This is a genomic window from Kribbella sp. NPDC048928, from assembly GCF_043197975.1.
Taxonomy (GTDB): Bacteria; Actinomycetota; Actinomycetes; order Propionibacteriales; family Kribbellaceae; genus Kribbella.
Genome location: NZ_JBICUC010000011.1, coordinates 280,269 through 299,638, shown reverse-complemented (window position 1 = coordinate 299,638; position 19,370 = coordinate 280,269). Strand labels below are relative to the sequence as shown.

At 68.6% G+C, this 19,370-nt stretch carries 14 protein-coding genes and 1 pseudogene; 9 read left to right on the top strand and 6 right to left on the bottom strand.

All coding sequences use genetic code 11. The features are described from left to right. Positions 1–5 precede the first annotated feature (5 nt). Genes narH through ACGFI6_RS38155 form a run of 3 tightly spaced genes read right to left on the bottom strand, consistent with a single transcriptional unit; the run spans position 6 to position 6,672 of the window. The gene (gene narH / locus ACGFI6_RS38165) at positions 6–1,658 is read right to left on the bottom strand and encodes a nitrate reductase subunit beta (protein WP_393127526.1); all 1,653 of its coding nucleotides are present in this window, start codon (positions 1,656–1,658) and stop codon (positions 6–8) included. Next, positions 1,658–5,398, bottom strand: a complete 3,741-nt coding sequence (locus ACGFI6_RS38160) for a nitrate reductase subunit alpha (protein WP_393127525.1) — start codon at positions 5,396–5,398, stop codon at positions 1,658–1,660. Before ACGFI6_RS38160 ends, narH begins: the two co-directional genes overlap by 1 nt. A 29-nt stretch (positions 5,399–5,427) precedes the next feature. Further along, the gene (locus tag ACGFI6_RS38155) at positions 5,428–6,672 is read right to left on the bottom strand and encodes an MFS transporter (RefSeq protein WP_393127524.1); all 1,245 of its coding nucleotides are present in this window, start codon (positions 6,670–6,672) and stop codon (positions 5,428–5,430) included. A 158-nt stretch (positions 6,673–6,830) separates the two neighbouring features. Between ACGFI6_RS38155 and ACGFI6_RS38150 the strand changes: the two genes are divergently transcribed. The 7 genes and pseudogenes from ACGFI6_RS38150 to ACGFI6_RS38120 all read left to right on the top strand — a co-directional run bounded on the left by ACGFI6_RS38150 (position 6,831) and on the right by ACGFI6_RS38120 (position 11,348). Then, positions 6,831–7,301 (top strand): hemerythrin domain-containing protein, encoded by a 471-nt coding sequence (locus tag ACGFI6_RS38150; RefSeq protein ID WP_393127523.1) that lies wholly within the window; start codon positions 6,831–6,833, stop codon positions 7,299–7,301. Beyond that, complete coding sequence (locus ACGFI6_RS38145; protein ID WP_393127522.1) at positions 7,283–8,035, top strand: 2,3-diphosphoglycerate-dependent phosphoglycerate mutase; 753 nt, start codon at positions 7,283–7,285, stop codon at positions 8,033–8,035. Before ACGFI6_RS38150 ends, ACGFI6_RS38145 begins: the two co-directional genes overlap by 19 nt. 131 nt (positions 8,036–8,166) lie before the next feature. Further along, entirely contained in the window at positions 8,167–8,508 is a 342-nt protein-coding gene (locus ACGFI6_RS38140) for a hypothetical protein (protein ID WP_393127521.1), read from the top strand. A gap of 663 nt (positions 8,509–9,171) precedes the next feature. Further along, positions 9,172–9,378: pseudogene (locus ACGFI6_RS38135) on the top strand (MBL fold metallo-hydrolase RNA specificity domain-containing protein); the annotation flags it as partial. A 27-nt stretch (positions 9,379–9,405) separates the two neighbouring features. Beyond that, on the top strand, positions 9,406–9,942 hold the full coding sequence (locus tag ACGFI6_RS38130) for a GyrI-like domain-containing protein (RefSeq protein WP_393127520.1): 537 nt from the start codon (positions 9,406–9,408) through the stop codon (positions 9,940–9,942). A gap of 163 nt (positions 9,943–10,105) precedes the next feature. Beyond that, the gene (locus ACGFI6_RS38125) at positions 10,106–10,777 is read left to right on the top strand and encodes a flavodoxin domain-containing protein (RefSeq protein ID WP_393127519.1); all 672 of its coding nucleotides are present in this window, start codon (positions 10,106–10,108) and stop codon (positions 10,775–10,777) included. Beyond that, positions 10,764–11,348 (top strand): CBS domain-containing protein, encoded by a 585-nt coding sequence (locus ACGFI6_RS38120; RefSeq protein ID WP_393127518.1) that lies wholly within the window; start codon positions 10,764–10,766, stop codon positions 11,346–11,348. The genes ACGFI6_RS38125 and ACGFI6_RS38120 overlap by 14 nt, the downstream gene beginning before the upstream one ends. A 5-nt stretch (positions 11,349–11,353) precedes the next feature. On the opposite strand, the gene ACGFI6_RS38115 is transcribed toward ACGFI6_RS38120, so the two are convergent. From ACGFI6_RS38115 to ppdK, 3 genes are all read right to left on the bottom strand, one after another. Beyond that, on the bottom strand, positions 11,354–12,088 hold the full coding sequence (locus ACGFI6_RS38115; protein ID WP_393127517.1) for a dienelactone hydrolase family protein: 735 nt from the start codon (positions 12,086–12,088) through the stop codon (positions 11,354–11,356). A gap of 65 nt (positions 12,089–12,153) precedes the next feature. Beyond that, a complete protein-coding gene (locus ACGFI6_RS38110) occupies positions 12,154–14,850 on the bottom strand; it encodes a GNAT family N-acetyltransferase (RefSeq protein ID WP_393127516.1) in 2,697 nt (898 codons plus the stop codon). Positions 14,851–14,879: 29 nt separating this feature from the next. Then, on the bottom strand, positions 14,880–17,591 hold the full coding sequence (gene ppdK / locus ACGFI6_RS38105; protein ID WP_393127515.1) for a pyruvate, phosphate dikinase: 2,712 nt from the start codon (positions 17,589–17,591) through the stop codon (positions 14,880–14,882). Positions 17,592–17,767: 176 nt separating this feature from the next. Between ppdK and ACGFI6_RS38100 the strand changes: the two genes are divergently transcribed. Beyond that, complete coding sequence (locus ACGFI6_RS38100) at positions 17,768–18,580, top strand: universal stress protein (protein WP_393127514.1); 813 nt, start codon at positions 17,768–17,770, stop codon at positions 18,578–18,580. Positions 18,581–18,648: 68 nt separating this feature from the next. Next, complete coding sequence (locus ACGFI6_RS38095; RefSeq protein ID WP_393127513.1) at positions 18,649–19,239, top strand: flavodoxin domain-containing protein; 591 nt, start codon at positions 18,649–18,651, stop codon at positions 19,237–19,239. The last annotated feature ends 131 nt before the right edge of the window (positions 19,240–19,370 follow it).

Below are 19,370 nucleotides of genomic sequence, written 5' to 3'. Positions count from 1 at the left end.
GCAGCTCAGCCCTTCTCGTCCTGGCGCGGCGGGAACAGGCCCGTCGGTGCGCCCTTGCCGTCCCAGTTGAGCAGGTTCACCCGCGCCGACTTGTCCGACGGCGAGGCGAGCGTTTCCGAGGTCTGACGTTCCCGCAACATCTGGAAGTTCTCGACCGCGATCGGGGTCGGCGCACCGGACCCCTCGCCGAAGAGGCCTTGCTGACCTCCGTCGTAGTCCGCGACGGCACACTCGGTTCCGAGTTCCTCGAGGGAGTGCGCCTGTTCGGCGTGCGCGGGCGGGATGACGTACCGCTCGTCGTACTTGGCGATCGCGAGCAGACGGTACATGTCGTACATCTCTTCCTCGCTCATGCCGACCGCGGCGGGGATCGACCCGTCCGGGTCGCGGCCCAGGTTGATGTCACGCATGTAGGACCGCATCGCAGCGAGCTTCTTCAGGACGCGGTCGACGGGAGCGACGTCGCCGGCGGTGAAGAGCTCGGCCAGGTACTCGATCGGGATCCGCAACGCATCGATCGCGGCGAACAGGTTGGCCCGGTCCTCGGCGTCGTACCCGGTGTCCTTGATCACGTCGACCACCGGCGACAGCGGCGGGATGTACCAGACCATCGGCATCGTCCGGTACTCCGGGTGCAGCGGCAGCGCGACCTTGAAGACGTTGATCAGCGCATGGATCGGGGACCGCTGTGCGGCCTGCACCCAGTCGTACGGGATGCCGTCACGCTCGGCGGCCGCGATGACCTCGGGGTCGTTGGGGTCGAGGAGAACGGACCGCTGGGCCTCGTAGAGGTCGTGGTCGTCGGGGACGGAGGCGGCCTCCAGTACGCGGTCGGCGTCGTAGAGGATCAGACCGATGTAGCGCAGCCGGCCCACGCAGGTCTCGGCACAGACCGTGGGCAGGCCTACCTCGATCCGCGGGAAGCAGAACGTGCACTTCTCGGCCTTGCCGGTCTTGTGGTTGAAGTACACCTTCTTGTAGGGGCACCCGGACACGCACATCCGCCACCCGCGGCAGCGGTCCTGGTCGACCAGGACGATGCCGTCCTCCGCGCGCTTGTAGATCGCACCGGACGGGCACGACGCGGCGCAGGACGGGTTGAGGCAGTGCTCGCAGATCCTGGGCAGGTAGAACATGAAGGTCTGCTCGAACTCGAACTTCACCTTGTCGGCGATCTTGGCCAGCATCGGGTCGTTCTTCGCGGTCGCCGCTGAGCCACCGAGGTTGTCGTCCCAGTTCGACGACCACTCGACCTTCATGTTCTTGCCCGTGAGCAGCGACTTGGGCCGCGCCACCGGGGTGTGTTCCTGGGCCGGCGCGTCGGTCAAGGTGGAGTAGTCATACGTCCAGGGCTCGTAGTAGTCGCGGATCGAGGGCAACTTGGGGTTGGAGAAGATCGTCGCGAGCTTCTTGAGCCGGCCGCCGGCCTTGAGCGTCAACCGTCCGCGCTTGTTGAGCGCCCAGCCGCCCTTCCACACCTCCTGGTTCTCATAGGTCCGCGGGTAGCCCTGCCCGGGCCGGGTCTCGACGTTGTTGAACCAGACGTACTCCGTCCCGGTCCGGTTGGTCCAGGCCTGTTTACAGGTCACCGAACAGGTATGGCAGCCGATGCACTTGTCGAGGTTCATCACCATGGCCATCTGCGCCATCACACGCATCAGTACGTCACCTCCTGCGAGCGGCGGCGGATGACCGTCACCTCGTCGCGCTGGTTGCCGGTCGGGCCGATGTAGTTGAACGCCCACGAGAGTTGGGCGTAGCCGCCGATCAGATGGCTGGGCTTGATCAGCAACCGGGTCAGTGAGTTGTGGATGCCGCCGCGCTTGCCAGAGGTCTCTGTCAGCGGTACGTCGATCAAACGGTCCTGGGCGTGGTGCATGTAAACCGTGCCTTCGGGCATCCGGTGCGAGACGATCGCGCGGGCGACGACGACGCCGTTGCGGTTGACAGCCTCGATCCAGTCGTTGTCCGCGACCCCGACCTTGGCCGCGTCGCGATCACTCACCCAGATGTTCTGGCCGCCGCGCGAGAGCGAGAGCATGAACAGGTTGTCCTGGTACTCACTGTGGATCGACCACTTGTTGTGCGGGGTCAGGTACCGAACGGTCACTCCCTCGACCGCGGCGCCCTTGCCTGCGACGTCACCGACGACAGGTTCGGCGAACAGCGCGGCCATGTTGAGCGGTGGCCGGAACACTGGCAACCCTTCGCCGAGCTCGGTCATCCAGTCGTGGTCGAGATAGAAGTGCTGCCGGCCGGTCAGGGTGTGCCAGGGCTTGAGCCGCTCAACGTTGATCGTGAACGGCGAGTAGCGCCGGCCGCCCGACTCCGAACCCGACCACTCCGGTGAGGTGATCACCGGGACGGGGGCGGCCTGCGTGTCGGCGAAGGTGACCTGCTTGCCCTCGTGCTCGGCCGCGAGGTCGTGCATCTGGTGCCCCGTACGCTTCTCGAGCTGCTTGAAGCCCTGCACCGCGAGGTGGCCGTTGGTCGTGCCGGACATCGCGAGGATCGCCTCGCAGACGTGGACGTCGCGGACCAGCGACGGGCGGCCGTCGGCGACACCACCGCGGATCGAGCCGTTCTTGGCCCGCAGGTAGTCGACCTGCTTACCGAGCTCGAAGGTCACTCCCTTGGTGGTCGCACCAAGGGAGTCGGCCAGCGGGCCGAGCGCGTTCAGCTTGTCGGCCACGGCACCGTAGTCACGCTCGACCTCGACCAGCTTGGGCATAGTGACGCCCGGGACCGGCTCGCACTCGCCCTGCTTCCAGTCGCGGACGACGCCGTGCGGGTTGGCCATCGCGTCCGGGGTGTCGTGCATCAGTGGCACTGCGACCACGTCGCGCCGGGTCCCCAGCCGAGGGCCGGCGAGCTCGCTGAACTTCGCCGCGATCGCGCGCCACGCGTCCCAGTCCGTACGGGTCTGCCACGGCGGCGCGATCGCGGGATTGAACGAGTGCACGAACGGGTGCATGTCGGTGGTGTTCAGGTCGTGCTTCTCGTACCAGGTCGCGGCCGGCAGCACCACATCGGAGAAGATCGTGGTGCTGGTCTGGCGAAAGTCCAGGGTCAGCAGCAGATCGAGCTTTCCCTCCGGCGCTTGGTCGTGCCAGGTGATGTCCCGCGGCCGCAAGTGCGCCGGCGTCTCTGTCGCGCGTACCGAGGAATCGGTGCCGAGCAGGTGCTTGAGGAAGTACTCGTTGCCCTTCGACGACGAGCCGAGCAGATTGGCCCGCCAGATCGAGAGCACCCGCGGGTAGTTCTCGGGCGCGTCGGGGTCCTCGCAGGCGAAGTTGATCGTTCCGTCTTTGAGGCCGGCGACGATGTGCTCGGCAGCGCTGTGGCCGGCGGCGGCCGCCTCGTCCACCAGGTCGAGCGGGTTGCGATCGAAGGTCGGGTAGGACGGCGACCATCCCATCCGAGCGCTCTGCGCGATCACGTCGGCGGTGGACTTGCCCGCCAGGTCACCCTCGCCCGCACGGGCCGAGAGCGTGTCCGCTCCGAACTGGTCGTACCGGAACTGGTCGGTGTGCAGATACCAGTACGCCGTCTGGATCATGTTGCGCGGTGGCCGGCTCCAGTCCAGCGCATTGGCAACCTGGTTGTAGCCGGTGATCGGGCGGACCTTCTCCTGCCCGACGTAGTGCGCCCAGCCGCCCCCGTTGACACCCTGACAGCCGGTGAGCGTGATCAGCGCGAGGAACGCCCGGTAGATGGTGTCGGAGTGGAACCAGTGGTTGGTGCCGGCGCCCATCAAGATCATCGACCGGCCCTTGGACTCCTCGGCGTTCTGCGCGAACTCCCGCCCGATGCGGGCCGCAGCCGCGCCGGGTACGCCGGTGAAACGCTCCTGCCAGGCCGGTGTGCCCGGTGCGTCGGCGTCGTCATAGCCCGTGGGCCACTCGCCGGGGAGGCCGTCGCGGCCGACGCCGTACTGCGCCAGCATCAGGTCCAGTACGGTGGTGACCAAGTGCCCCTCGACCCGTCGTACGGGCACGCCCCGGCGCAGACTGCGGGCCGTGCCGTCAGGGTTGTCGAAGCGGGGCAGTTCGAGCTCGACGGACTCACATCCCGGCCCTGCTAGCGTCAGGCGCGGATCTACATCGCCGAGGTCGAGGTTCCACTTGCCTTCCCCGTCGGCTCCGAACCGGTGCCCGAGGCAACCGTTCGGCACCACGGGCGCGTCGGTGGCGGCGTCGATCAGGACGGTCTTGAAGGCTGCGTTCTCCTCGCCCTGGTGAGCGGCGAGGTCCTCCGCAGTCAGGAACTTCCCCGGCCGGTGCACGCCGTGGTCGTCGACGTCGACCTTCACCAGGAACGGCAGATCGGTGTAGCGCTTCGTGTAGTCGCGGAAGTACGGCGTCTCCCGGTCGACGAAGAACTCCTTCAGAATCACATGCCCCATCGACAGGGCCAGCGCTCCGTCGGTGCCGGGGTTCGCCGGCAGCCATTCATCAGCGAACTTGACGTTGTCGGCATAGTCGGGCGCGACCGCTACGACCTTCTGGCCGCGGTACCGGGCCTCGGTCATCCAGTGCGCGTCCGGCGTCCGCGTGACCGGGACATTGGAGCCCCACATGATCAGGTAGCCGGCATCCCACCAGTCGCCGGATTCCGGTACGTCGGTCTGGTCACCGAACACCTGCGGCGAGGCCACCGGGAGATCGGCATACCAGTCGTAGAAGGACAGCATCGAGCCACCGATGAGGTTCACGAACCGTGCGCCAGAGGCGTGCGAGACCATCGACATCGCCGGGATCGGCGAGAACCCGGCGACCCGGTCCGGGCCCCATTTCTGGATCGTGTGCACGTGCGCCGCGGCGACCAGCTCGACCGCTTCGTCCCAGCTGGCGCGGACCAGGCCGCCCTTCCCGCGGGCGGACTTGTACGCCTTCGCGCGAGCGGGATTGTCGACGATGTGCGCCCACGCCTTCACCGGGTCACCGTCGTGCTGGGACTTCGCCTCGCGGTACATCTGCAGCAGCACGCCGCGGATGTAGGGGTAGCGCACTCGCGTCGGTGAGTAGGTGTACCAGGAGAACGCCGCACCGCGCGGGCAGCCACGCGGCTCGTACTCCGGCGAGTCCGGCCCGGCCGACGGGTAGTCGGTCTGCTGGGTCTCCCACGTGATGATGCCGTCCTTGACGTACACCTTCCACGAACACGAACCGGTGCAGTTCACGCCGTGGGTCGAGCGTACGACCTTGTCGTGGCTCCAGCGGTCACGGTAGAAATCGTCGGCGCCTCGACCACCCTTCTTGCTCAACGTGCGCAGATCCGCCGACACCTCGCCCTTGGTGAAGTAGCGGCGGGTCCGCACCAGTGCCTCGCTCAGCCCGCCGTCCAGACCGGTCTCAGGAGTGCGGTGGCCGTTTTCGGGATGTGCCCCAGTAGTCATCCGGTTCCCTCGCTGATCGAGTCGGGCCGCTAGGCGGGGTGGGTTGCCGTCCGCGCCGTGCTTCTGACGATGGTCAAGGTCAGCAGAAGAGTCAAGCCTGCCGTCACCGACAGCAACGTCAGGCCGATTCCGTAGGACTGGGTGCGGCCGTAGACGTAGCCCATGATCAGCGGCGGCACGAACCCGCCCAGGCCGCCGGCCGCGCCGACCAGCCCGGTCACCCCACCGACCCGAGCCGGATCGGTGACCTTGGCAACGAGTGCGAACGTGGCCCCGCTGCCGCCACCGAGCGCGGCCGCCATGGACAGGAACGCTGCAGTGCCGACATGTTCCAGCAGTGGCGTGGTGGCTGCCAACGCCGCACCTGCGACGACTACCGCGTAGCAGCATGCGAGCACCACGACGGGACCGAACCGGTCCGACAGCCAGCCGCCGACGGGCCGCATCACAACCGCCACCAGGACGAACCCCGCCATCCGGTTCGCCGCGTCGGCGGCGCCCAGTTCGTACGCCGTCTTCAGGTACGAGGGCAGGTACACCGAGAACGCCACGTACCCGCCGAATGCCACTGCGTACAGGATGCAGGCCTGCCAGCTGATCGGAAGTTTCGCGTTCGCAACGAGCCGGGTCATCAGCGAACCCTGCGCCGGCTGCCGGCCGGGCGCGTCACGCAGAACCAGCCAGGCGACCACCGTGTAGACGGCCAGCGCCGCCGCGGTGATCAGGAACGGAGCCCGATGACCGGCGTTGCCGTACAGCTTCACGGTCGTCAGCGCGCTGATCGCCGTACCCCCCATCCCGGCGCCGAAGATGCCCACCGCGAGGCCCCTGCGCTCCGGCGGGAACCACGCGTTCACGAACGGTACCCCGACCGCGAACGTCGTACCGCCGATGCCGAGGAAGAAGCCGCCGACGAGCAAGGCAGCGTACGAATCGAGCGCGAACACGCCGATGAACAAGATCGGCAGGATCGTCGCCGCCGACACCAGCGGGAACATCACCCTGCCGCCGTAGCGATCGGTCAGGGCGCCGACCGGAATACGGCCGACCGAGCCGACCAGCACCGGTACGGCGACCAGCAGCGCGACGTCGGACTCCGTCAGGCGGCCGAGCGTCCCCTCGGTCCGGAACAGCGGCCCGAGCGGACTCAGCAGCGCCCAGGCCCAGAAGTTCACCGCGAACCCGACGGTGGCCAGTGCCAGCATCAACCACGGCGACGGCCGTGTGGGCGTACCGACCGAGCTGGTCGATCCGGCAGCTGTGGTTCGGCTCATTTCCTCGTGTCCCCCTCAGGTCAGTGATGACGTGCCCAGGCCACGAATGCGCAAACCGCATCCGTGGCCCGACACCCGATCCTCGGACGCGCGCACCACCCAGCACCAGGGCCGAAAGACCCTGGGCGCGGGGGTTTGGTCCACCTAACGTCGATGCCATGTGCGAACACTGTGGATGCCGGGCCGTCGAGCCGATCGCCCAATTAATGGACGAACACTACGAAATGCTTGATCTGTCCGGTGCGATCCGGACCCTGCTGGCCGCCGGCGACCGGGCCGGGGCGAGCGCGAAGCTGGCCGAGCTCGATCGCCGACTCGGTCCGCATGCCCGCCGGGAGGAGCGCGGCGTCTTCGCGGCGCTCAAGGAACAGGGTGACTTCGCCGCGGAGGTCCTGGATCTGGAGGCAGATCACCGCGCCTTCGACGAAACGCTCGCCGACCTCGACACCACAGCACCGGATTTCGATCAGCAGGTGAAGAAGTTCCTGGCCGAGCTGTCCCTGCACATCGATCGTGAGAATCTGGGTGTCTTCCCGGTCACCGTCGTCACGTTGGACGACGACGGCTGGGAGACGGTCACCCGTGCACATGCAGAGACCCCCGAACTGCAATGCGCACCGGAACGCTGATCCTGCTTCGGCACGGTCAGAGCACGGCGAACGCCGAGGGGCGCTTCACCGGGTGGGTCGACGTACCACTCACGCCCCGGGGCGAGCACGAGGCGCTCGAAGCGGCGCGGCTTCTGCAGCGGGAGGGGATCGCGCCGGACGTCGTCCACACGTCGGTGATGTCCCGGTCGATCAGTACGGCGGACATCATCCTGGCCGAACTCGATCGGCTGTGGCTCCCGGTCCAGCGCACGTGGCGCCTCAACGAACGCCAATACGGAGCCTTGACCGGCCGCCGCAAGACCGAGGTCCGCGCCGAGGCGGGGCCGGACCAGTACCACTGCTGGCGCCGCTCGCTCCACGGACGCCCCGCTCCCCTGCCGCCGCAGGAGTTGGCTCAGCTCCGTGCCGACGCTCGGTACGTCGCCCTGCGCCCTCACGGGATACCAGCGGTGGAGAGCCTGGCCGACATGATCGCCCGCGTGACGCCGTACTGGGCCGACGTACTGGCCCCGCAGCTCCGTCGGAGCCTGACCGTGCTGGTCGCGGCGCACGGCAACTCGCTCCGCGCACTCTCCGTCGTGCTCGACCGCCGGACGGCCGCCGAGGTCGAACAGCTCAACATCCCGACCGGCGCCCCCCTGCGCTACGACTTCGACCACAACCTGTGCCCAGCCGTCCGAGGCGGCGTCTACCTAGACCCGCACGCCGCCCACGCAAAAGCCGACTCAGTCGCGGCAGAAGGCATCGCCTGAGCGTTTCCATGCACGACCCGGGCAGGGCCGACGGTCCTCGGCCGGCCGAACGTCCCGCCAGGTCAGGACTCTTGCCCGAGGCGCGCTCCCACATCCTTGGGGGACGGTGGAGGTGACCTAAGGAGCCAGCCATGAGCACGCAGCTGCAGCAGGAGATCGACCGTTGGGAAGCCCAGCTCGAGGAGATCGCCGAGACCAGCCAGTCGGACAGCTGGTTCCTCGAGGAGCGCCGGCTGACCGAGGCGCAGCAGACCATCATCACCTATCGCGGCCGCATCCTGCCGCTGCTCGCCGAACCCGACGACCGATTCGTCGCGACCGAGATCGAGCACCTCGTCGACAGTCTCGAGGACCTCCGCAACGACCTCTTCAGGACCGTCCATCCGGCCACCTCCCACGAAAAGATCGCGGAGACCATCGCCGCGCTGCGCGCCCTCGTCCAGGTCGCCCTGCGCCTCGAGCCCGCCTCATGAGTACGCTCACGTTCCTCGGTGCCGCGGGGACGGTGACCGGCAGCAAGTTCCTGCTCGAGCACGATCCGCCGCAGCCCCTCTTCGACAGCGAGGACGCCGAGGTCGCGATCCGCCTGTTCCGTCCGTCCGACCGGCGCGTCAGCGTCGGCGACACCACCATCACACTTCACCGAGCCGGCCACATCCTCGGCTCCGCCTTCGCCGTACTCGACGTCGACGGGCGGCGCCTTCTCGTCAGCGGCGATCTCGGCCGCCGGCAGCACCCGCTGCTCCGCCCGCCGGAACTCCCGCCGGCGGTCGACACGATCCTCGTCGAGTCGACGTACGGCGACCGTCGCCATCAGCCGCTCGACCACGCCCAGCTGGCTCGCCTGATCACCACGACCGCGGCCCGCGGCGGCGTTGTCCTGATGCCGGCCTTCGCGATCGACCGTACGGCGGTCCTGCTGCATGAGCTCACTAGCCTGATGCGAGACGGCCTCATCCCCCGGCTGCCGGTGTACGTCAACAGCCCGATGGCGCTCGCTGCTCTGAACGTGTACCGCGCGGCCGTCACGAACAAGTCGGCCGAACTCCGCCCCGAGGTTCTCGGCGGGCCGGACCCGTTCGACCCCGGCACCCTGCGCCTGGTCCACTCCGTCGAGGCGCTACGTCCCGGTCCGAGCCCAGATCGTCGGCCTGCCCGAGTTCTCGGCCCATGCCGATTCCGACGAACTCGTCGGCTGGCTCTCCTCGGCACCACAATCGCCGGAGACCGTGTACGTCGTCCACGGCGAGGACCACGCCCGTACCAACCTCGCCCGCCGCATCCAGGACGAACTCGACTGGACCGCCGTCACCCCGCACCACTTGGAACGCGTACGCCTCTGATCCGAGCGGAACCGATTGGAGACTCTGATGGTCACGCTGACCAGTCGCTCCAGCGACCTCGGCGCCCAGATCCGGCGCCGCGGATTCGATGGCCTGCAAGTCAGGTTCCATCGCGAGGAAGCGACCGCGGTACGGCGGGCTCTCCTGGTGCCCGAGCAACTGCCGGGCTGGATCCCGGCCGCGTGTGCGGTGGTCGCTGAACACCTTCGACACCACGGCATCGCCCCGAACGGCTTCCCCTTCGCCCGCTGGCACTCATTGCCAGACGGCATGGTCGATGCGGAGGCAGGCTTCCCCGTCAGCGCACCCATCGCCGGCACCGACCTCATCGAACCATCCACGCTGCCCGCGGGCCCCGTACTCGCCGCCTGGCACACCGACCCGGACCAGAAGCTGTCCGACACCTACCAACTCCTCGACGAATGGCTCGAAACCGGGAACGCCACCCGGACCGGCGACAGCTGGGAGGTCTACCACGACCTCCCAGCCTGCGAAGACCTCGGCACCCGCATCGAGCTCGTCCAACCCATCACCTTCGCCAACAGCAGCCACGACGGCAGATAGGTAGTCCCTCCGGCGCCCTACTATCCGATGCGGTAGAGCGAGCCGCCTGCGGTGATGCCGATGACCGTCGACCAGGGTCTTCCGGTCCGCGAGGCCGGGAACTTCTGCCCTGTCCGGCACGCCCGATCCGGCGTGAGCTGGAAGTGCGAGAAAGGCAACGGCCATGAGTGAGATCGAGAAGGCCGGCATCCAGCGCGATGCCCAACGCCGGGCCGTCAGCTCGCCCGGCGCGAGCCAGGCGATCATCCGGCACCTCGGTGTCGACCTCTACCAGGAACGCCACCCCGCGAGTCGGACACCGGACGAACCGGTCCAGGCGAAACCGATGACCGTGCTCGTCACCTACGCCACCAAGATGGGCGCGACCGCGAGTATCGCCGCCGCGATCGGCCACGAGCTCCGTGCCGCGGGGTTCACGGTCGACGTTCACGAGATCGGCGCCGTCCCGGCGGTCACACCGTACGACGTCGTCGTCCTCGGCAGCGCGATCTACCAGGGTCGTTGGCTCCCCGAAGCCGTCCGCTTCCTGCGCCGGCACGGGCGTCTGCTCCGCACCCGCAGCGTGTGGCTGTTCCACTCCGGGCCACTCGGCGCGAGCCGGCGGCACGACCAACCTGTACCGGCCGACGTCGAGCGAATCGCCCGCGAGCTCTCCACTCCCCCGGTCAAGACCTTCGCTGGCAACCTCCAGGCTGACGTCGTCCTGCACGACACCGACCTCGAACGCCTCGTCGGCGACTCCAGGGACTGGAAAGACGTCCGCATCTGGTCCCAGCAGATCGCCAGCGCTCCCGAGCCGTCCCGCGGAGGGGGTGTTCACTGTGCGCATCACTGAACTGATGACGACGCCCGCGATCACGGTGCTCGGTGAGACCACGGTGAGTGAGGCTCTTCACCTACTCGACCACAACCAGATCACCACGCTGCCTGTTGTCGACCGTCAAGGCCGGTTGGTCGGCGTGGTGAGCGAAGCGGACCTCATCCCGGACATGCTGCTCGTCGAGGATCGCGCTCCGTCGTATCCGCTGAGGCTCTCGGCGGTCTTCCGGCCCCGCCGCGTCGCCGAGCTGATGACACATCTGGTGATGAGCGTACGTTCCGACGAGGACATCGACGGGGCGATCGACCTGCTCCGGGAGACGATGGTGAAGAGCCTGCCGGTGGTGGAACGTGAACAGGTCGTCGGCGTGATCAGCCGCAGCGACGTCATCCACTACCTGGCCGGCCGGGACGCCCGGATCCGCAACGACATTCTCGATCTGTTGCGCGAACGCGAGCTGGACTGGCAGGTCGAGGTCGACGACGGCATCGTCCGCATTCTCGGGACCGCCGGTGAACTCGACCGGCAACGCGCAGAGGCGATCGCCGACACCGTCGCCGGGGTGATCGCGGTCCACGTACCCTGACTGCGTCAGTGCGTGGTCAGCTTCTCCTCGAAGAACGCCAGCACGCGGTCCACGCCCTCCTGCTGCCGATGCTCGGTCAAGGTGGCATGCTTGCGCCCCGGGAACTCGACCGCGATGAAGTTCGCCCCGAGCTCCCTGCGAAGGCTGTCGAAACGTGTGCCGACGGCCGGATCGCCCTTGTAACGCAAGCCGAGCACCTGGCACCCCGCGGCGACCTTCGCCTTGACCGACGCCAGGTCGGCCGGGCTCAGTCCCAGGTCTGCCTTACGTGCCGCACCGAGCGGAGCAGGCGATGCGGGCTGCGCGAGAACCGGTGCCGCGACAGGCGCATCGGCCAGCATCGCGAGCGCGAAGCCGCCCGTCATGCACATGCCGACCGCGCCGACACCCGGCCCGCCCAGCTCCTCATGCAACTCACGAGTCAACGACCGCAACCAACCGGCAACCGGCGTGGTCCGTCCCATCGCGAACATCGTGAACTCCCGGCTCACGCAGATCCCCGCGATGCTCCGAACCGTCTCCAGCACCGTGCCCGGCGCACCCGGCCGACCGAACAACGACGGCATCACCACAGTGAAGCCACGAGCCACCACCTCTTCGGCAAACCCGAGCACCGCGGGAGTGATCCCCGGGATCTCATGGATCACAACCACCCCCGGCCCGGTCCCCTTCCGGTACGTCGGGTGCGTCACGCCGTCTGCCGTATGGCTACCGAGAGCCCAGGAGTCGAGCGAACTCATAGCACCGGACACTACACCGGTGGGACTGCTGAGAGTCGCCACGACTTCGGTCCGCAGCGCTCTGATCAGTCGCCGCGTAGGCGCCTGGCGAACCAGTCTGGCTCAGGGTCGGCCGGGGCGAGGCGTAGTCGGACATCGACTGCGGAGACTCCGGTTGGGGCGGCGAGCAGTGGGTTGATGTCGAGCTCGGCCAGCTCCGGGATCTGCTCGGCGAGCCAGGCGATCCGGTGGATGACGTCGACGACCGCCGCTTGGTCGGCGGCCTCCGCGCCGCGGTAGCCCGCCAGGAGCGGCGCACAGCGCAGTGAGCGCATCATGGCTGCCGCGTCCAGGTCCGTGAGGGGTAGGCCGCGCCACTGCCGATCGGCCAGCAGATCGGTGAAGATCCCGCCGCTGCCGGCCATCACCAGCGGCCCGAACAGCCGATCCCGCACCACACCGATCACCAGCTCGGTCCCGGTCGGCGCCATCGCCTGAACCACCACCCGCGGATCGTCGGCCGCCGCGGTGACTTCGTCGTACGCCTTCGCGACCTGAACGGCGTTCGCCAGGCCGATTCGTACACCACCGATGTCGGTCTTGTGCAGTACGCCGGGCGCCGCCGTCTTCAGCGCAACGGGATAACCCGCCCTCTCCGCGGCCTTGATCGCCTCCGCACGCTTCACCGCGCTGACGACCGGGACCACCGAAACCCCCGCACACTGCAACAGAAGACGAGCCTGCCGAGGATCCACCCAGCCGCCTTCGGTCTGCTCCGCAAGGAACTTGCGGACCACGACCCGGGCTCCGGACGCATCGACGTGAGCCAACTCCGGTACCGCACCTTGCGGCCTCGACCTCCACTCGGCGTACCGCACCGCATGCGCCAGCGCACGGACCGCGCTCTCGGGGAACGGGAACACCGGCAACCGCCGCCCGTCCGTCAGCGCAATCTCCGGAGCGGCCTGTGCCGAGCCGACGCAGTTCACCACGATCGGCAGGTCCGCGATCGCGGCCGCGGCCGCGATGGTGGTGTAGATGTCCTCGACGCGGCCCGCCCTGGTCACGGCGTAGTTGACCACGATGCTGTCCACCTCACCGCTGTCCACCACGACCTGCAAGGTCTCCGCCAGACTCGCCGCGGACGCCGCCGCGCCCAGGTCGACCGGATTCCCGCCCGCAACCGCGCCGACGGCGTCCAGCTTCCGTTGGACCGCGGCGCTCAGCTCGGGCAACTCGAGACCCAGACGGCTCGCCGCATCCGCCGCGAGGATCCCGGCGCCGCCCGCATTCCCGATCACCGCGACCCGGCGACCGCGAGGCAACGGCGGTACCGCCACCACCCGGGCCGTCTCCACAAGCTCCTCGACGGTGTCCATCCGAAGTACACCGGACTGCGCGAACAGCGCGTCCACCGCGGTCTCCGGAGTCGCCGCGGCGGCCGTGTGTGACAGACCTGCCCGTCGTCCGCCGGCCGACCGTCCGCCCTTCACGACCAGGATCGGCTTGGTACGTCCGATCATCCGGGCCAGCCCGCCGAACTTGCGCGGGTTCCCGAATGACTCCAGATACAACCCGATCACGGCGGTTCGTGGGTCGGCCCACCAGTGCAGCAGCACATCGTTGCCACTGACATCGACCTTGTTGCCCAAGGAAACGAACTCGGAGATCCCCAGGCCGGTGCGCCCGGCATGCTCCAGGACCGCGATCCCGACCGCCCCGGACTGCGCCGCGATTGCCAGTGCTCCGGGGATCGGAGACACCTCGGCGAAGGTCGCATTCAGGCTGACCTCGGGAGCCGTGTTGACCAGCCCGAGGCAGTTCGGGCCGATCAGCCGGATGCTGTACCGGCGAGCGACCGCGAGCATCTGCCGCTGCAGTTCACGGCCGGTCGAGCCGAGCTCCGAGAAGCCGGATGTCAGTACGACCGCGCCGTCGACCCCGGCCTCGCCGCACTCGGTCAGTACGTCGGCCACCTGCTCGGCGGGAAGTGCGATCACCGCAAGGTCCACCTTGCGTGGAACGGCTCCGATCGACGGGTACGCCGGCACCTCGGCGATCTGCGCCGCCTGCGGATTGACCGCGTACACGGACCCGGTGAATCCGCCGTTGACGACATTCCGCAGCACCTCGTGGCCGATACCGCCTGGAGTACGGCCGGCGCCGACCACCGCGATCGTCCGCGGTGCGAACAGACGCTGCAGCGAGCGGTTCTCGGCCGCCCGCTCGCGGTCGGCCATCCGCTGCAGGGTCAGCGGGTGGTACGCCGTGTCCAGAACCAGCTCGACGACACCGCTCTCCAGCTTGCGGACCTGCTCGAAGCCCGAATCAGCGAGGACCCGCAGCATCTTCGCGTTCTCGCCGAGCGTGTCGGCACGCAGCCGCTCGATGCCGTTCTCCCGAGCGGTCGCGGCCAACTGCTCGAGCAACAGTGTGCCGATCCCCCGGCCGTGGACCGAGTCCTGCAGCAGGAAGGCCATCTCGGCCTCGCCCGCGCGCAGCGCCTCGTAGCTCGCGATCCCGACGACGTCGCCGCCGTACTCCGCGACCAGTGCGACATGCCCGTCGTGCTCGGCAGCCAGGTGATGGGTGTACTCGTCGGCCATCGACCGGCTGATGCCGAAGAACCGCAGGTAGATAGATTCGTCCGACACCCGGGCGTTCATCGCCTCCAACGCCGCCTCGTCGTCCTCGCGGACCGGCCGGATCCGTACCACCGACCCGTCCGATGCCAGTACGTCCCATCCCGCAGCAGGCCGTACGGCAGTGTGCTCGATCGCCATCGTCACGTCTCCTTCGGACCCCTGGCCGATCATCGGGTATCGCTCGCCTTGGCTGTGGATGCGACCGCCGCCCGTCCCGCTTCGAGGCGGGCGACCGGAATGCGGTACGGGGAGCAGGAGACGTAGTCCAGGCCGGCGTCGGCGAAGAACGCGATCGAAGCCGGGTCGCCGCCGTGCTCACCACACACTCCGATGACCAGCTCCGGGTTGCCGGCGCGTCCTTCGGCGACGGCGATCCGCACCAGCCGGCCGACGCCCTCGACATCCAGCGACTCGAACGGCGAGACCGCGAAGATCCCCGCGTCCAGGTAGCGCGGGAAGATCGATGCCTCGACGTCGTCGCGGCTGAAGGCCCAGGTCAGCTGGGTAAGGTCGTTGGTGCCGAAGGAGAAGAAGTCGGCGGAGCGGGCGATCCGCTCCGCGCCCAGGGCCGCACGCGGTACCTCGATCATCGCCCCGATGCGGGTCGGGACCACGCGACCGGTGCGCGCGGCAACCTCGGCGAGAACAGTCTCGATCTCCCGCCGTACGAGCTGCAGCTCCGCGTCGCCGGCCACCAGAGGCACCATGATCTCGGGCCGTACGGTCGTTCCCTCCGCCGTCACCTCGGCAGCCGCCTCGGCGATCGCCCTGGTCTGCATCGCGAAGAGTCCGGGAATGACGATGCCCAGCCGGACACCCCGCAGGCCGAGCATGGGGTTGCTCTCGTGCATCCGCTGCACCGCCGCCAGCAGTCGCTCCGCGTCGGAGTCTGGCGTGGCGGTGGTCCGTCCGACGGCGACCCGCACCGAGAGATCGGTCAGATCCGGCAGGAACTCGTGCAGTGGCGGATCGATCAGCCGGACCGTGACCGGCAACCCGGCCATCGCACGGAAGATCATCACGAAGTCGGCACGCTGCAGCTGCAGCAGTTCCTCCAGCACAGCCTGCTGATCCGCGCTGTTCGCCGCGAGCACCAGCCGCTCGACGAGTTGGCGACGCTCGCCGAGGAACATGTGCTCGGTACGGCACAGCCCGATCCCTTCGGCTCCGAAGCGCCGGGCACGCGCGGCGTCATCCGGCGTGTCGGCGTTCGCGTGCACGCCCAACTGCCGGCGCGCGTCGGCATGCTGTAACAGCCGATCGACCGCACGAACCAGTTCATCGGTGTCGAGGAGATCCGTACGACCGTCGAAGTACTCGACCACCGGTGCGGCGACCACCGGAACCTCGCCGCGGTAGACGATGCCCGCGGTCCCGTCCAGGGACAGCAGATCGCCTTCCTCGATGACCGCGTCGGCAGCCACGGCGCGCCGTGCGACAGGGTCCACGGACAAGGTGTCCACGCCGCAGACGCAGGTCTTGCCCATGCCCCGCGCCACCACGGCGGCATGTGACGTCTTGCCGCCTCGGGTGGTGAGAATGCCCGCGGCGGCAAGCATGCCCGGGAGATCGTCCGGGTTCGTCTCCCGCCGTACGAGAATCACTCGCCGGCCCTCCGTGGCGAAGCGCTGTGCAGCAGCTGAATCGAAGGCCGCAACGCCAACCGCCGCACCTGGGGAGGCAGCCACACCGTGAGCCAGCGCCGGTACGCCGTGCCGCTCTCCGAACCGTGGAAACATCAGCTGGCCGAGCTGGGTCCCGGTGACCCGCAGGAGCGCCTCGTCGAGGGTGATGAGCCCCTCGTCGACCAGCTGAACGGCGATCCGGAAAGCAGCTTCCGCGGTCCGCTTCCCGACCCTCGTCTGCAAGATCCACAGCCGGCCCCGTTCGATCGTGAACTCGATGTCGCACAGGTCCCGGAAATGCCGTTCCAGCGTGGACATCGCGCTCTGCAGCCCTGCATGGCTGACCGGGTCGATCTCTGCGAGGCGCGCCAGCGGAACCGTGTTCCGTACTCCGGCGACGACATCCTCGCCCTGAGCGTCCTGGAGATAGTCGCCGTACACGCCCGGCTCTCCCGACGCAGGATCCCGGGTGAAGGCGACACCGGTGCCACTGTCCGGGCCTCGGTTACCGAACACCATCGCCATCACGTTGACCGCGGTCCCGAGGTCGTCCGGGATGTGCTCCTGACGGCGGTACAACCGGGCCCGGGGTGTCGACCAGGAGCGGAAGACCGCACGCACCGCCAGGTCGAGCTGCTCCAGCGGATCCTGCGGGAACGGACGGCCGGCGTGGTCGGCGATCGCCTGCTTCAGCGCCGCGCAGGCACGTTCGATCGCCGCTGCCGGCAGCTCCTCCGGCGTCTCGACGCCCCAATCGGCGTACTCGGTCGACACCGCTGCCTGCAAGAGCTCATCGGGTACGTCAAGCACGGTTCGGGCGTACATCTGCAGAAGTCGCCGGTATGAATCCCAGGCGAAGTGGTCGTCACCCGAGTGCTTCGCCAGCCCGTGGACCGACTCGTCGGTCAGCCCGATGTCGAGGATCGTCTCCATCATCCCGGGCATCGAGAACTTGGCTCCAGATCGCACCGAGATCAACAGGGGGTCGCCGGCGTCACCCAGACGGCGCCCCAGCACCTGTTCCAGCCGGCCCAGATGGGTACCGAGCTCGGCACCCAGCCCTGCCGGCAGGTCGCCCGTCTCCAGATAGGCACGGCACGCGGTCGTCGCGATGGTGAAACCCGGCGGGACCGGTAGCCCCAGCCGGGTCATCTCGGCGAGATTGGCGCCCTTGCCCCCGAGCAGATCCTTCTGCTCCATGGAGCCTTCGGCGAAGTCGAACACGTAGCGGCCGGTCCCCGGCAGTTCGGTCATGGATGCCACCTCCGCCTCCCACGCTCCCCGTCCGGACACTCCCGCCACAGGGCCGAAGGTCCCGGCCTCCCGAGGTCCACCAGCCGAGTCAGGACCTTCGCCTCTAGGCCGTCACAGGTGGCCGTCGCGAGGCTGGGGAACATGCATGAGATCCCGAGTTGGCGACAGAGAACGCGATGAGTACCAAGAAGGTCGTCGTCGGCATCGACGGCCGCCCTGACTGCGAGAACGCCATCCGCTGGGGCGCCGCCGAGGCGGCAGCCCGAGAGGCTGCGCTGCACCTGGTCCACGCGTTCGTCTGGGCGGAGTTCAGAGTCCCGCTCGGGCCGAGTGACCTGGCTCCGGGACTGCGCGCCCAGGCCGACCGCATCGTCACCGATGCCGTCGCGTTGGCGCGGAAGTTCGAGGCCGGGATCCCGATCACCGGCACGTACGTCGACGGCTTCCCGTCAGCCGTACTGCTCGCGGAATCCCGGACCGCCGACCTGATCGTCATCGGCAGCCGGATCACCGGGCGCCTGCTCGGACTGGTCGTCAGCTCGGCAGGTCTCGAACTGTCGACGCACGCGCACTGCCCGGTGGTCGTCGTACGGCCCACCGACGACTCGCTCGCCGGCAATCAGGTCGTCATCGGGTACGACGGCTCACGGCCGGCCGACGCCGCGCTCGACTTCGGACTCGCGTACGCGCACCGCCACGACATCCCGGCCCGGATCGTCGCCGTCCTCGACGAGAGCGATGACGACGACCGCGACCTGCTCACGGCAATTCGCCCCCACGCCCGTGAGGCTGAGGTTGTCGAGGTGACCGGGAACCCGTCCGAGCTCCTGCTCGAGTGGTCCGCAGATGCCCGGCTGCTCGTCGTCGGATCACGTGGGCGTGGTGGGTTCGCCGGGCTGCTCCTCGGGTCGGTCAGCCAGACCATGCTCCACCAGGCACCGTGCCCGGTCGCCGTCATTCCGCGTGCCGCGATCGAAAGTCCCGTGTAGGCGGGCCCTTCGGCGCTGCCGCGCCTACGCCGTCGGCCGTTGTGCTGGGAGAACTGAAGGAGGATTTGATGTCGAAAAAGGTACTGGTCGCCTACGCCAGCAGGTCGAACGCGACGGCCGAGATCGCCGAGACGATCGGGGCCGAGTTACGCGCGCACAACCACGACGTCGACGTGCTCGACGTCAGCCGGGTCGGGGACATCGCAGCGTACGACGTGGTGATCCTGGGCAGCGCGCTCTACGTCCGCCGGTGGCAGCGCGCCGCCGTACGGTTCCTTCGCCACAACGTCGGCCCGCTCCGTGACCGCCAGGTCTGGCTCTTCCACAGCGGCCCTGTCGGACCCGACAAAGAACAGGACCAGGCGATGCCGCCCGCAGTCCGCCGTCTCGCGCACGCGATCGGCGCGTCCCCCGCGATCACGTTCGCGGGCCGGCTCGATCCCGCCACGGCCAAGGGCTTCCTGGCGCGTCACCTCGCCACCGGTGATCTGGCTGCCGACTCGCGCGACTGGCAGAAGATCCGCACCTGGGCGGCCGACATCAGCGCCGCCCTCGAGGCCACCGAACGCAGCACCTGGCACCGCCCCGCCCCCGAGGACGCGCCGAAGCATTCGCCGAAGCACATGTCCAAGCACCCGGCCGGCCACTTCCTCGGCTGAGTTCTGGCTGACCGCAAGAGCCGCGGGGGGCGCCCCGGGGGGGGGGGCCGCCGGGCGGCGGCGGGTCCACACAAACCAAGTGGCCGGACCCCCCCCCCACCAACCCCCCCCGCCGGGGCGGGGGGGGGAAG